General features: G+C 71.8%; 11 protein-coding genes and 1 pseudogene. 5 read left to right on the forward strand and 7 right to left on the reverse strand.

All coding sequences use genetic code 11. The features are described from left to right. Window positions 1-123 precede the first annotated feature (123 nt). On the reverse strand, window positions 124-1905 hold the full coding sequence (locus tag OG302_RS09600) for an alpha/beta hydrolase (RefSeq protein ID WP_371526381.1): 1782 nt from the start codon (window positions 1903-1905) through the stop codon (window positions 124-126). 229 nt (window positions 1906-2134) lie between these two features. Between OG302_RS09600 and OG302_RS09605 the strand changes: the two genes are divergently transcribed. Together OG302_RS09605 and OG302_RS09610 are read left to right on the forward strand one after the other, a co-directional pair. Continuing rightward, window positions 2135-3229, forward strand: a complete 1095-nt coding sequence (locus OG302_RS09605; protein ID WP_371526382.1) for a chemotaxis protein — start codon at window positions 2135-2137, stop codon at window positions 3227-3229. A 44-nt stretch (window positions 3230-3273) separates the two neighbouring features. Then, a complete protein-coding gene (locus OG302_RS09610; RefSeq protein ID WP_371526383.1) occupies window positions 3274-3939 on the forward strand; it encodes a hypothetical protein in 666 nt (221 codons plus the stop codon). Window positions 3940-3954: 15 nt separating this feature from the next. On the opposite strand, the gene arcA is transcribed toward OG302_RS09610, so the two are convergent. Both arcA and OG302_RS09620 read right to left on the reverse strand, forming a co-directional pair. After that, window positions 3955-5217 carry an arginine deiminase gene (arcA, locus tag OG302_RS09615; RefSeq protein ID WP_371526384.1) on the reverse strand — a complete coding sequence of 421 codons (1263 nt, stop codon included), beginning with the start codon at window positions 5215-5217 and terminating at the stop codon, window positions 3955-3957. Window positions 5218-5256: 39 nt separating this feature from the next. Continuing rightward, window positions 5257-6714 carry a basic amino acid/polyamine antiporter gene (locus tag OG302_RS09620; protein ID WP_371526385.1) on the reverse strand — a complete coding sequence of 486 codons (1458 nt, stop codon included), beginning with the start codon at window positions 6712-6714 and terminating at the stop codon, window positions 5257-5259. Between the two features lie 161 nt (window positions 6715-6875). On the opposite strand from OG302_RS09620, the gene OG302_RS09625 reads away from it, so the two are divergent. Beyond that, entirely contained in the window at window positions 6876-7931 is a 1056-nt protein-coding gene (locus tag OG302_RS09625; RefSeq protein WP_371526386.1) for a biotin/lipoate A/B protein ligase family protein, read from the forward strand. Here OG302_RS09625 and OG302_RS09630 read toward each other — a convergent pair. From OG302_RS09630 to OG302_RS09640, 3 genes are all read right to left on the reverse strand, one after another. Continuing rightward, window positions 7897-8655: a DUF4232 domain-containing protein gene (locus OG302_RS09630; RefSeq protein ID WP_371526387.1), complete on the reverse strand. Its 759-nt coding sequence runs from the start codon at window positions 8653-8655 to the stop codon at window positions 7897-7899. The two genes, OG302_RS09625 and OG302_RS09630, sit on opposite strands and share 35 nt — an antisense overlap. An 85-nt stretch (window positions 8656-8740) precedes the next feature. Continuing rightward, window positions 8741-9409: a response regulator gene (locus OG302_RS09635; protein ID WP_371526388.1), complete on the reverse strand. Its 669-nt coding sequence runs from the start codon at window positions 9407-9409 to the stop codon at window positions 8741-8743. Next, window positions 9406-10530 carry a sensor histidine kinase gene (locus OG302_RS09640; RefSeq protein ID WP_371750074.1) on the reverse strand — a complete coding sequence of 375 codons (1125 nt, stop codon included), beginning with the start codon at window positions 10528-10530 and terminating at the stop codon, window positions 9406-9408. Before OG302_RS09640 ends, OG302_RS09635 begins: the two co-directional genes overlap by 4 nt. A 309-nt stretch (window positions 10531-10839) precedes the next feature. Between OG302_RS09640 and OG302_RS09645 the strand changes: the two genes are divergently transcribed. Both OG302_RS09645 and OG302_RS09650 read left to right on the forward strand, forming a co-directional pair. Further along, the gene (locus OG302_RS09645; RefSeq protein ID WP_371526389.1) at window positions 10840-11877 is read left to right on the forward strand and encodes a carboxymuconolactone decarboxylase family protein; all 1038 of its coding nucleotides are present in this window, start codon (window positions 10840-10842) and stop codon (window positions 11875-11877) included. Continuing rightward, the gene (locus tag OG302_RS09650) at window positions 11874-12722 is read left to right on the forward strand and encodes a class I SAM-dependent methyltransferase (RefSeq protein WP_371526390.1); all 849 of its coding nucleotides are present in this window, start codon (window positions 11874-11876) and stop codon (window positions 12720-12722) included. The genes OG302_RS09645 and OG302_RS09650 overlap by 4 nt, the downstream gene beginning before the upstream one ends. A 58-nt stretch (window positions 12723-12780) precedes the next feature. Here the strand turns inward: OG302_RS09650 and OG302_RS09655 are convergent. After that, window positions 12781-12834, reverse strand: a pseudogene (locus OG302_RS09655) (twin-arginine translocase TatA/TatE family subunit); the annotation flags it as partial. Window positions 12835-12895 lie beyond the last annotated feature (61 nt).

A 12895-nucleotide genomic window follows, 5' to 3' on the forward strand; every position in this document is an offset into this window, starting at 1 on the left:
GTCGGGAGAAGGGGGCATGGATTCGAGATGAATCCCACGTGACCTGGCCCCCGGTCCTTGCTTTTCACGCTTCCCTGCCGTCCCACCAGGCAGAACGTGTCCCGACGGCCCCACCCCCGACGGTCAGTAGGGGGACTCCCTGGTCTGCATGTGCGTGCGCAGGCGTTGCGTGTCCTGGGGAGTCCAGCCGTCCCGGGGGACGATCGCCGCCCAGCCGTCCACCGGGGCCGTTCCGTAGCGGTGGCCGTGGGGGGCCTCCACCCCGTACGACACCGCCATGTCCACCGACGTCTGCCAGAAGCTGACGACGGGGAACCAGCGGATCGCCGGGGTGACGTCCGGGCCGAGCGGCTTGTCGAGCCACTCCGGGCGGTGCAGGAACAGGTCGGGCGACCACCAGACGACCGGGTCGGACGCGTTCTGCAGGTAGACGACCCGCGGGTGGTTCCAGGCGGCGGAGGGACCGGGCCGTCTGAGGTCACGCTCCGGGAACTGGGCGAACCGCACGTTCTTGCCGCCCTCGTACAGCGGTCGCCAGACGGGGCTCCCGGCGTCCCGGTGGTCCCGGATCTCCCGCGACATCGGCGCGAAGTCGGGCGTGCCGACGATGAGCGCTCCGTCCGTCCGCGCGAGCACGTCGTCCACGCCGTCGAACGACGACTCGATCGCGAACCCGCCCAGGCTCTCCCCCGTGACCACGAGCCTGGGCCGGTCGTCCGCGGGCAGGGCGGACCACTTCGCGAGGACCGCGTCGACGAGCCGGCGGGTGGCCTGCGCCGCCCGTTCCTTGTCGACGAGGAAGGAGACCCAGCTGGGCAGGTAGGAGTACTGGACGGCGACGACGGCGGTGTCGCCGTCGTGCATGTACTCAAGGGGTTCGGTGATGTCGGCGTTGACCCAGCCGGTCCCCGTCGTCCCCGCGATGGCCAGGACGTCCCGGTCGAAGGCGCCGGTCCGCTCGAGTTCCTCCACGGCAAGGTGCGCCTTGGCCTCGAAGGGGTCCCGGCTGCTGAAGACCTCCGGCGCCGACGCGCTGACGTAGACCCGGACGGGGTCCTTCGCGGGTCGGCCCGTGTACGAGGTGATCTGCTGCTTCGTCGGCGTGGACCCCGCGAAGTTGCGGCCCTGGAACCCGAGGTCCTCCCAGCGCAGGAGAGAGCCTGGCCCGCCCGAGACCAGCGGTGAGTCCGGCCGCCGGACGCCCTTCTCGGTGCCGCCGTTCGTCGCGTACGCGATGCGGTCCGCGAGGTCGATGACGCCGCGCTGGAAGACGACGTCCCGCAGTCCGATCGTGACGATCAGCGCGCTCAGCGTGAGGCCGAGCCCGATGGCCAGGGGCAGCGGCACGAACCGGTGCAGGGCGCGGATCAGCCTGCGCGACCCCAGCCGGTTGCCACGGGCCGCGAGCAGGAGCAGGGCCCAGAGCAGGACGGCGATCAGCATGATGACCGGCGTGCGCCAGGCCGTCGTCGGCGGCAGCCCCTGGAGCTCGCGCAGGCGGCGCTGCGCGTGGTCGCTCTCGGTGATCAGCCGGACGGTGAGGACGAGCCCGAGCACCCAGTACGCCTGCCAGAGGCGGGCCCGCGCCTTCTCGCCCGGCCGCCACCGGAACAGCGCGCGGCACGCGGTGGCGACCACCGAGCCGAGGCCGTAGCCGATGGCCGCGGTGATCCCTCCGACGACGCCCTGGAGCAGCCAGGGGCGGGGCACGAGGGACGGCGTGAGCGAGAGCCAGAAGAAGACGGTGGCGAAGCAGGCGGCGGTGAGGTCGGGCCAGCGCCGGACGAGGTGGGTGGGGTCGGGCCGCTCCCAGTACGGCTTCCTGGCGACCGCCCCGGCCCGCCGCGCGACGCCCCGCACGCCCCGCCGCACGGTCTCGCGCCAGGTGTCCGCTCTTCCGGTCATGCTGTTCGCCGCCCCGCCGATCCCACGCATAGTTCGCAAACCATATGTAGACGACGCGACGCAGGGCTTCATTTCGGGCCGTCACCACGTGGTCGAAGCGTCTCGGGGACATGCCACAGCCCCGGAACCGGCATAGGGTGCGTTTCATGGCGTAACGCCCTCCCTGAGGCGTGAGGCATGCCCCTCCGGGAGGCTCCTCGCCCGCCGCCCCGCCCCGAAAGGGTCACCCATGCATCCCTCCCTCAACCCGGCCACGCTGGCCGGGCTGCGTCGGCCGCGCCCCTATCCCGCCGTCACGGTCCTGCTGCCGACCCACCGCAGAGAGCCGGACAACGCGCAGGATCCCGTGCGGCTGCGCAACCTCGTCGCCGAGGCCAAGGAGCGCCTGAAGTCCGACCCCGCCGTGGCCAGGGAACAGCGGATCGAGGTGGCCGCGCAGCTGGACCGGGCGGTGGCGGAGATCGACCTCGTGCACGCCGGGGACGGGCTCGCCGTCTTCGCCGCCCCCGGAGAGCACCAGGTGTGGTCGCTGGCCAGGACCGTGCCATCGCGCGTGGTCTTCTCGGACACCTTCCTGACCCGCAACGTCGTCGCGGCCCAGGCCGCCGAGCGCCCCTACTGGGTCCTCGCTGTCTCGGCCGACCGCGTCTCGCTGTGGAGCGGCACCCCGGAGCGGGTCGTCGAGCACACGGCGGACGGGTTCCCGCTGACCCGGAGCCTCGACGACCCCGACGCCGAGCGCAAGGAGCGGATCGGCGACGTGCCGAGCACCTTCCGCGACGAGCACACCCGCAAGTTCCTGCGCGAGGCGGACCTGGCCGCGGCCCGTGTGCTGCACGCGCATCCGCGCCCCCTGTTCGTGGCCGGTGAGGCCGCGGCGCTCTCCCTCCTCGACGACGTCGGCGCGGTCATCAGAGGGGCCACTGCGGTGCCGCACGGAGGCCTCGCGCACGGCCCGGTGGACGCGGTGTGGCAAGCGGTGCGCCCCTTCCTCGCCACCCGGGAGAAGTCCGAACTCGACTCCGTGGTGCACGAGTTGGACGCGGCGCAGGGACGGCATCAGTACGCCGCGGGCCTCGACGAGGTCTGGCAGAACGTGACCACGGACCGGGTGCGCCTCCTCGCCGTGGAGGACAGCTACCAGGCGACCGTGCGCGACGACGGCGGGCATCTCGTCCCGGCCGGCGACGACGATCTCGACGCGGTGGACGACGTGGTCGACGACATCGTCGAGCGGGCCCTGGACACCGGCGCGCAGGTCCGCTTCGTACCCGAAGGCAGGCTCACCGACCGGGGCCGGATCGCCTGCGTCCTGCGGTACTGACGTCAGCCCCACCGTTTCAGAGATCAGGGAAAGGACCGCAGCGAATGAATCCCCTGCCACCCCTCGGGAAACGACGCACCACGCGCCGCGCGCGCCGCGGGCCCGTGGTGTCCGCCGCCCTCACGCTCGCCGCCACGGTGACGGCCGCCGCCGCCCTCGTCTCGTGCGGCTCCGACGACGACTCCCCCTCGGCCGAGAGCAGCGGCTCGGTCAGCGAACGGCCGACGGCCCCCGACGCGTCGTCCTTCTCGGAGAAGACCGCGTCGCCGCTGAAGTCGCAGGCCTCGGAGGCGGCCGAGTCCGCCCGCGCCTCGGCGTCCGCCGCCGAGGCCTCCGCGTCGGAGCGCGCGGACGAGTTCGAGGCGTCGGTGTCCGCCGACACGGAACGGGCCAACCAGGCCGCCGAGGACGCCCTCAAGGGCGTCGACGGGCGGGGCAACGCGACGGCCGACGTCTCCATGACGGGGAAGCCGCGCGCCGACACCGGCGGTGTGCTCGCCTCCGTGGTCACCTTCACCAACCGGACCGACAAGAAGGCGGACTTCGCCGTGCAGGTCGACTTCGTCGACTCCTCGGGCAAGACCGTGGAGACCCGCTACGTCGGCACGCAGGACCTCGAACCGGGCAAGCGGGCCCAGCGGTACGCCATCAGCCACGAACCCCCGGAGCCGAAGCTCACCGCGAAGCTGGTCAAGGCACAGCGGTACTGAGCCCGGCCGGCCGGTTCAGAAGTCCACGGCGTCGCGGACGAGCGGGCACGTCATGCAGTGCCCGCCACCGCGACCGCGCCCGAGTTCGGCGCCGACGATGGTGATGACCTCGACCCCGGCCTTGCGCAGCAGTGTGTTGGTCTGGGTGTTGCGGTCGTACGTGAAGACCACGCCGGGTTCCAGGGCGACGGCGTTGTTGCCGCTGTCCCACTGCTGCCGCTCGGAGGCGTAGACGTCCCCGCCCGTCTCGATGACGCGCAGCTCGCGCAGGCCCAGCGACCTGGCGACGACGTCGACGAAGGGGCGCGAGCCCTCGTCCGTGATCTCGACGCCCGCCGCCTTGTCGCTCGGGCGCAGCGTGAAGGAGTGCACGGCATCCATGATCTTCGGGTAGAGCGTGACGATGTCGCGGTCGGCGAAGGTGAACACGGTGTCGAGGTGCATCGCGGAGCGCAGCTTGGGCATGCCCGCGACGATGACCTGCTCGGCCGCGCCGTTCTTGAACAGCGAGGCGGCGACCTGGGTGATGGCCTGGCGTGAGGTGCGCTCGCTCATGCCCATCAGGACGACGCCGTTGCCGACGGGCATGATGTCGCCGCCCTCGAACGTCGCCTGGCCCCAGTCGAGTTCGGGGTCGCCCCACCACACCGTGGCGCCGGTGAAGTCGGGGTGGAACTGGTAGACGGCCTTCATCAGGAGCGTCTCGTCGTGCCGGGCGGGCCAGTACAGCGGGTTGAGCGTGACACCTCCGTACAGCCAGCACGTCGTGTCGCGGGTGTAGAGGGTGTTGGGCAGCGGGGGCATCAGGTATTCGCGTACGCCGGTGGATTCGCGCACGAGGGAGACGTAGTCGGAGCGGAACTCGTCCGGCAGGTCCGCGGTGGCCAGGCCGCCGATGAGGTACTCGGTGAGCTGCCGGGGCTCCAGTGTCTCCAGGAAGGCACGGGTGTCGTCGGTGAGTCCGAGGCCGACCTCGTTCGCGGTGATCTTCCGTTCGAGGAGCCAGGACTTCGCCTCGGGGATCGCCATGGTCCGGGCCAGCAGGTCGTGCAGTTCGACGACCTCGACGCCGCGCTGCTGCAGCTTGATGACGAAGTCGGCGTGGTCGCGCTGGGCGTTCTCCACCCACATGACGTCGTCGAAGAGCAGGTCGTCGGCGTTGGTGGGGGTCAGCCTGCGGTGCGCGAGTCCGGGCGCGCAGACCAGTACCTTGCGCAGCCTGCCGACCTCGGAGTGGACGCCGAAGTTCGGGGTGGCGGGGGTGTCGTGGCTGGTCACGGGGCGCCTTTCGGTCGGTGGCGGCAAAGGTCGGGACGGTCAGAGTTCGATCCAGCCGGCCGCGAGGGCGATCACTCCCACGACGGCGCCCGCGATCGAGACGGCGCAGATGACGGCCTCGCGCGGGGAGAACAGACGCCGGTTCTGTTCCCGCCGGGCCTTGATGAACAGGAGCGTCGCGGGGGCGTAGAGGAGGAAGGAGACCAGGACGAACTTGAGCCCGGCGGCGTACAGCAGGAACGCCGTGTACAGCGTGGCGATCACCGCGACCACGAGTTCCTTGCGGGTGCTCCGCCCGGCGACCTGCTCGCTGCCGGGGCCGAGCGCGATCTTGACGGCGAAGCAGGCCGCGAGCAGGAACGGGATGAGGCTGAGCGCGCTGGTCAGGTCGAGCGCGAAGTTGAACGCGTCGTCGGAGAACATCGTGACGACCAGGACCACCTGGCTCAGTGCGGTGGTCATCAGGAGCGCGGGGACCGGCACGTCCTGCGATGTGGCCTTGCGCAGGAAGCGGGGCATGTCGTCGTCCTTCGCGGCGACGAAGAGCACTTCCGCGGCCATCAGCGTCCAGGCGAGGTAGGCGCCGAGCACGGAGACGATGAGCCCGACGCTGACGAAGACCTTGCCCCAGGTACCGACGGCCTCCTCCAGGACGCCCGCCATGGAGGGCTGGCGCAGCTCGGCGATCTCCGCCATCGGCATGATCCCGTACGACACGATGGTGACGGAGGCGAAGACGGCGAAGACGCTGAGGAAGCCCAGGATCGTGGCCCTGCCGACGTCCTCGCGGCGTTTGGCGTGCCGGGAGTAGACGCTGGCGCCCTCGACCCCGAGGAAGACGAAGACGGTGGCCAGCATGGTGCCGCGCACCTGGTTGAAGAGTGATCCCGCGTAGTCGGCGCCGCCGAAGTTGTCCGCGAACACGGACGCGTCGAAGAAGAAGAGCGCCAGGATCACGAAGACGATGATCGGCACGATCTTGGCGACGGTGACGATCCGGTTGATCGCCGCCGCTTCCTTGACCCCGCGCCGGATCAGCAGGAAGAACCCCCACAGTCCGAACGACGACAGGACGACGGCGAGCAGGGTGTCGCCGTCGCCGAGGGTCGGCCAGATGGCCCCGACGGTCGACATGATGAGCACCCAGTAGGTGACGTTGCCGACGCACGCGCTGGCCCAGTAACCGAAGGCGGAGAAGAAGCCGAGGTACTCGCCGAACCCGGCCTTCGCGTAGGCGTAGACACCGGCGTCGAGGTCCGGTCTGCGGACGGCGAGGGTCTGGAAGACGAACGCGAGCATCAGCATGCCCGTACCGGCGATCGCCCAGGCGATCAGGGCGCCCGCGACACCGGTCTCCTGCGCGAACCGTCGTGGCAGCGAGAACACGCCCGCGCCGACCATGGAGCCGACGACCATCATCGTCAGCGTGGTGAGGGTCAGCTTGACGGCCGGTGATGCTCCGGCGGTGGCCCGGTCACTCGTCTCTGCGTGGCTCATGGACTCCTCGTCAGCTCCCGTCGGGGCGGGCGCCGGGGGAACGACTGACCACCCTGTGCGGGAATCTATCCCCAGTGGACCGAGTTGTCCTGATATGAAATCGCAGGCCGACGGTGTCCGCGATCCGGCCTGACCCAGCAGCAGCCCCCGGAGGATGCAGAGTGCACGGTGAGTACAAGGTCCCCGGCGGCAAGCTCGTCGTCGTGGATCTGGAGGTCGAGGACGGCGTGCTGCGGCACGTGCGGGTGGCGGGGGACTTCTTCCTGGAGCCCGACGAGGCGTTCGATGCCCTGAGCCGCGCCCTGGAGGGCGCACCCGCCGACACCGACGCGGCGGGCCTCGCCGCCCGCGTCGACGCGGCGCTCCCCGAGGGCACGGTGCTGTACGGACTCACTTCGGAGGGGGTGGGCGTCGCGGTGCGCCGCGCCCTCGCGCACGCCACCGACTGGACCGACTACGACTGGCAGCTGATCCACGAGGCCCCCGAGTCGCCCGCTCTGCTCATGGCCCTGGACGAGGTGCTCACCGAGGAGGTCGCCGCCGGGCGCCGCCCGCCGACGCTGCGGGTGTGGGAGTGGGCGTCCCCGGCGGTCGTCATCGGCAGCTTCCAGTCCCTGCGCAACGAAGTGGACCCGGCGGGCGCCGAGCGGCACGGCATCGAGGTGGTGCGCCGGATCAGTGGCGGCGGCGCCATGTTCTGCGAGCCGGGCAACGCCATCACGTACTCGCTCTCGGTGCCCGACTCCCTCGTGCAGGGCCTGTCCTTCGCCGACAGTTACGCCTATCTGGACGACTGGGTGCTGGAAGCCCTCGGCGACATGGGCATCAAGGCGTGGTACCAACCGCTGAACGACATCGCCACCGACGCGGGGAAGGTCGCGGGCGCCGCCCAGAAGCGGGTCGCGGGCGGGCACGGCGCCGTGCTGCACCACGTGACCATGTCGTACGACATCGACGCGGACAAGATGGTCGAGGTGCTCCGCATCGGCCGCGAGAAGCTCTCGGACAAGGGCACGAGGAGCGCGAAGAAGCGTGTGGATCCGCTGCGCCGCCAGACGGGTCTGCCCCGGGAGGCCGTGATCGAGCGGATGCTCGACTCCTTCCGCACGCGGTACGGCCTGACGGCGGGCAAGGCCACGGACGAGGAGATGGCCAGGGCGCGGGAGCTGGCCCGTACGAAGTTCAGCTCGCCGGAGTGGACGGCGCGGGTGCCGTAGGCCGGGACGGGTTCATCTCGTCCGACGGGCTCCGCTGCCAGGCGGTGGTGCCGATGCGGCCGGTGTTGCCGAGGTCGATGCGGCCTTCCGGGGTCACGGTTGCCGGGCCGGCGCCGGGGGCCGGGGTGACCTTGAGATAGGTGCCGCTGACGGCGGTCGTCGTCGTGTCGGTGACGGTGTTGCGCCAGGCGAGGACGGTGTAGGCCTGCTGCCCGTGTTTGAGCGAGACGGAGTGGTGCGCGCCGGGGTCGTCGTCCCTCGTCATGATGGGCTCGGTGCCTTCGAGGATCTGTACGTCGAGGGGCTCGCGGTGCTCGTCGAGGACCCGCAGCTTCGGGTAGCCCTTCAGGCGGTAGGTGTCCTTGCCGCAGTTGGTCAGCGTCACGCTCATCGCGCGCAGGCCCATGGCGGCGCTGACGATGCCCGCCTCGATGCGGACCCCGGACGTGGGGCAGGACGCCGAGGGCGCGTCGGACACTTCGGGCACCTCGGGCGGCGCGGTCTGTACGGGGTCCCCCGTGGGCGAGTCGGGGCCGGTGGGGGCGGCCATGCCGTCCTCCGCCGTGGACCGGTCATCCTCGGCAGGCGCCGTACGCCCGGGATCCCGCTCCCGATCCAGCTCCTCCGAGAGCCCGCATCCGGAGGCGAGCAGGACCACGGCCGCGAGGACGGCTATGCGTCCGGTGACGTGTCCGGAGGCGTGTCTGAACGGTATGGCGGTCACGCGGAGATCATGCCATGGCCAGAGTTTCCTCCTGGTTGAGTGCTGAGCACCGCGACGCCCTAAGAGCTCTGCCTCGATCACGCACCTACTGACTCGCGTTGCGGGCCTCGACGAGCCCCGACTCGTAGGCGAAGACGACCAGTTGGGCCCGGTCACGCGCCCCGAGCTTCGTCATCGCCCGGCTCACATGCGTCTTCGCCGTGAACGGGCTGATCACCATGTGCGTGGCGATCTCCTCGTTCGTCAGTCCGCGCGCGGCAAGCGCGGTGACCTCACGCTCCCGGCGGGTGAGGTTCTCCAGACCCGGCGCGGTGGCCCGGTCCGGCGGCCGGGAGACGAACTCGCCGATCAGCCTGCTGGTCACCGAGGGCGAGAGCAGGGAGTCCCCGCGCGCGACGATCTCGATGCCGTGCAGCAGGTCGGCGGGCTCCGTGTCCTTCAGCAGAAAGCCGCTGGCCCCGGCGCGCAGGGCGTCGAAGACGTACTCATCGAGGCCGTAGTTGGTGAGGATCACGACGCGTACGCCGCCGAGGCGCGGGTCGGCGGCGATCCGGCGCGTCGCCTCGATGCCGGTCATCACCGGCATCTGTACGTCGATGAGCGCCACGTCCGGCACGCACTCCCGCACGAGTGCGACCCCACGCTCCCCGTCGGCGGCCTCCCCCACCACCTCGATGCCGTCCTCGGCGTCGAGCAGCGCACGGAACCCGGCGCGCATCAACGCCTGGTCGTCGACGAGCGCCACCCGGATCACGCGCCCTCCCCGGAATGCCACCCGGCATCAGCGGCCACCGTCACTCCCCCGGACGCTTCGGCCCGGTCGACTCCCCTCACCGACGGCTCGCCCACCAACGTCTCGTATTCCAAAGGCAGTTCGGCCCGCACCAGGAATCCCCCCTCGCTCCTCGGCCCCGCCCGCAGCGTCCCGCCCAAGGAGGCGACCCGCTCCCGCATCCCCGTGAGTCCGGTGCCTTCCACCGGCGGCCGGTCCGCTTCGGCGACCCCGTCGTCCTCCACCCGGACCCCCAACACCCGCTCCCCGTAGTCGAGTCCGACCGTCACCTCCGCGGAGCCCCCCGCATGGCGTGCCGCGTTGGTGAGGCCTTCCTGCACGATCCGGTACGCCGCCCGCTCCAGGTCACCGGCCAGCGGCCGCTCCCGGCCACGCACCGTCAGCTCCACCGCGAGCCCGGCCGCCCGCGCACGTTCGACGAGCAGTGCCGGGCTTCCCGCCGGTTCGTCCGTGCGCAACACCGTGAGCGTGGAACGCAGTTCGCGCATCGCCTCGCCGCTCGCCTCCTGGATGGCGAGCAGCGCGGGCGGTACGTCCTCGCCCCGCTTGCGGGCGAGGTGGACGGCCACCCCCGCCTGGAGCTTGACGATCGAGATGCTGTGCGTCAGCGAGTCGTGCAGTTCGCGTGCGATCCGCAGCCGTTCCTCGCCCGCCCTGCGCAGCGCCGCCTCCTCGCGGGTCCGCTCGGCCTCCATGGCCCGCTGCTCGGTCTGGCGCAGATACGCCTGCCAGTTCTTGTCGGCGAGCCCCGTGACCAGGGCGCACAGGAACCAGCCGGCCAGGAGCAGCGTCCGTTGCATGACGTCGTCCGACGCCTCCCCCGCCACCGTGAAGCCCACGAGGAACACCCCGGCGGCGAGGGCGGCGAGGCCCCGGTGGGCGGCGCGAGCGGCCGTGTGCACGGCCGCGACCACCGGAATCGCCGCGACGCTGCCCGCGCCCCCGTACACCACCTCGCCGAGCAGGCAGGCCGTGGTGAAGGCGAGCACGGTGCGTGGCACCCTGCGATGCACGGCCAGGGCCAGCGAACCACCGGCGATCAGGGCGTAGTCGAGTAACCCCGCACCACCGTCACCCAGCATCACCGCGACCGAGACGATCACGCCCACCACAACGGCGAGCACCAGATCCCCGACCCACTCCTGCCGCACCCGCTCCCTAACCCACTCCCGCACACTCACCCGCCTCACCAGCCTCCCGCGCTGCGGCGTATCCCCCGCCGTGTTCAGAAACGATAGGTGCCGCCACGGACGAGCGCGTCACCCCAACAGACTGCTCTCGCACTACTCCCCGCGCAGTAGTCGTGGGCCCGCACGAACCCCGGCGGCTCAGCCCGAACTGCCTTCCGGCGGACGACGACCCGAGGCATCGGGTGCCGCCAGCATCGGGCCATGGCAACCTACCGATACACCGATCCCGTACTCCCGAAGTCCGCGTCCGGCAGGACCGCCGAGGCCTACGCGCAGATGGCCGCCGACTTCGGCATCGCCGAGCCCGCGCCGCTCGTCGCCCTCAGCCCGGCGCCCGAACTGCTCACCGCCGCCTGGTCCTTGCTCCGCGAGTCCCTGCTGGCCGCCGGCGACGACACTTTCGGCAGCGGCGGCACGACCCGCACCGACCGCGAACTGGTCGCCGTGGGTGTCTCGCTCGCCAACCGCTGCCCGTTCTGCGTGAACGCGCACACGATGATGCTGCACGCCACCGGCGACCACCGCGTCGCCGAGCGGGTGCTGCGCGGCGAGGAGCCCGAGGACCCGGCGCAGGCGCGACTGCTCGCCTGGGGCAAGGCCACCCGGACACCCCAGGTGCCGGAGCTCGGCCCGCCGCCCTTCCCGCGCGCCCACGCCCCCGCCCACATCGGCACCGCGCTCACCTTCCACTTCATCAACCGCGTCGCGTCCGCGCTGATCACCGAGGCCATCCTGCCGTGCAACGCGCAGCGCTTCCGGGCGGTGCGCTCGATCGGCGGCCGGACCCTCCACAAGGCAGTGCGCCGCTCCTTCACCCCCGGCGACTCGCTGTCCCTGCTCGACGACCCGCAGCCCGGGCCTTCCTGGGCCGCGGGCACACCCATCGGCACCGCCTACGCCGCGCTGCGTACCGCGGCGACGACGGGCGCGGGCCTCCTGGACGAGGCCGACCTGGCCCTCGTGCGGGCGACGGTGGCCGCATGGGACGGCACGCATCCGCCGCTGGCCTGGGAGGCCCTGCCCGACCGCGCGTCCCGCCCGGGGGCACGGCTCGCGCTGCTCGCCGCGCTCGCCCCGTACCGCATCACCGACGAGGACGTGGCGGCCTGGAAGAAGCCGCCGTTCAGCGACCACTGCCTCGTACACCTGATCGCGTTCGGCGCGTTCACGGCGGTCGACCGCATCGAGACCGCGCTCGCGGCGCAGCACGCGGCCCACCAGGCCGAGGAGACAGCATGACGACAGAGGCGACCGCGGGCCCCAACTCCCGTCAGGGCAAGGCCTGGAACGGCCCCCTGGGCACCCACTGGGCCGGCCACCACGACCGCTACGACACGATGCTGTCCGGCGTGAACGACGCCCTCTTCGACGCCGCCGCCATCGGCGCCGGAGACCGCGTCCTGGACGTCGGCTGCGGCGCCGGCGCCACCACCCGCATCGCGGCCCGCCTCGCCGCGCACGGCCACGCGGTGGGGGTCGACATCTCGGCGCCGCTCCTCGACCGCGCCCGCGCGAGCACGGCGTCCGACGGCATCACGAACGCGGCGTACGAACAGGCCGACGCCCAGCTCCACCCCTTCCCCGCGGCCGGGTACGACGTCGCGATCAGCCGGGGCGGGGTGATGTTCTTCGCCGACCACACCGCCGCGTTCACGAACATCGCCCGTGCGCTGCGCCCCGGCGGGCGGCTGGTGTTCGTCTGTCCGCAGCCCGTCGGCGCGGAGAGCGAGGAGGCCCGGACGCTCGGCCTCTTCGCCGAGCTCCTGGCACAGGAGAGCGTCCCCGCGGCGCACGACGCCATGGCCTCGCTCTCCGACCCGGCCCGCATCCACGAGGTCCTCGCCGCCTACGAGGACGTGACGGTGACCCCCGTACCGGTGGAGACCGTGTGGGGCCGGACCCCGGCGGACGCCGTCGACTTCATGCTCTCGCGCACCCCGGACCGGACGGTCACCGAGGCGACACGGGTCTCCATGGAGGAGGTGTTCCGGCCGCATGCCACCGAGCACGGCGTGCGGCTGCGGGCGGGGGTGTGGCTGGTGACCGCGGTGCGCCCGGCCCGGACCCGCAGGGCCACGGCCTAGCTTTTCCCCGCTCCCCGTTCTCCTGCATCGCCCTGGTCTCACTCTTGAGGATCCGCCGTGACTTGCCCACCGCGCGGGCCGTGTCCGGCAGCTTCTTCGAGCCGAACAGCACGGCGCGGGGAGGCCGGAGTTGTTGCCCCGGTCACGTCACATCAGCGGCGCGGGCGCCTTGG

This window comes from Streptomyces sp. NBC_01283 (assembly GCF_041435335.1).
Classification (GTDB): Bacteria; Actinomycetota; Actinomycetes; order Streptomycetales; family Streptomycetaceae; genus Streptomyces.

What these genes read in the sequence shown, in the direction of transcription:
- OG302_RS09600 (WP_371526381.1), bottom strand. Translation starts at nt 1,905, where the DNA reads ATGACCGGAAGAGCGGACACCTGGCGCGAGACCGTGCGGCGGGGCGTG.
- OG302_RS09645 (WP_371526389.1), top strand. Translation starts at nt 10,840, where the DNA reads ATGGCAACCTACCGATACACCGATCCCGTACTCCCGAAGTCCGCGTCC.
- OG302_RS09650 (WP_371526390.1), top strand. Translation starts at nt 11,874, where the DNA reads ATGACGACAGAGGCGACCGCGGGCCCCAACTCCCGTCAGGGCAAGGCC.
- OG302_RS09605 (WP_371526382.1), top strand. Translation starts at nt 2,135, where the DNA reads ATGCATCCCTCCCTCAACCCGGCCACGCTGGCCGGGCTGCGTCGGCCG.
- OG302_RS09610 (WP_371526383.1), top strand. Translation starts at nt 3,274, where the DNA reads ATGAATCCCCTGCCACCCCTCGGGAAACGACGCACCACGCGCCGCGCG.
- OG302_RS09640 (WP_371750074.1), bottom strand. Translation starts at nt 10,530, where the DNA reads ATGCTGGGTGACGGTGGTGCGGGGTTACTCGACTACGCCCTGATCGCC.
- OG302_RS09620 (WP_371526385.1), bottom strand. Translation starts at nt 6,714, where the DNA reads ATGAGCCACGCAGAGACGAGTGACCGGGCCACCGCCGGAGCATCACCG.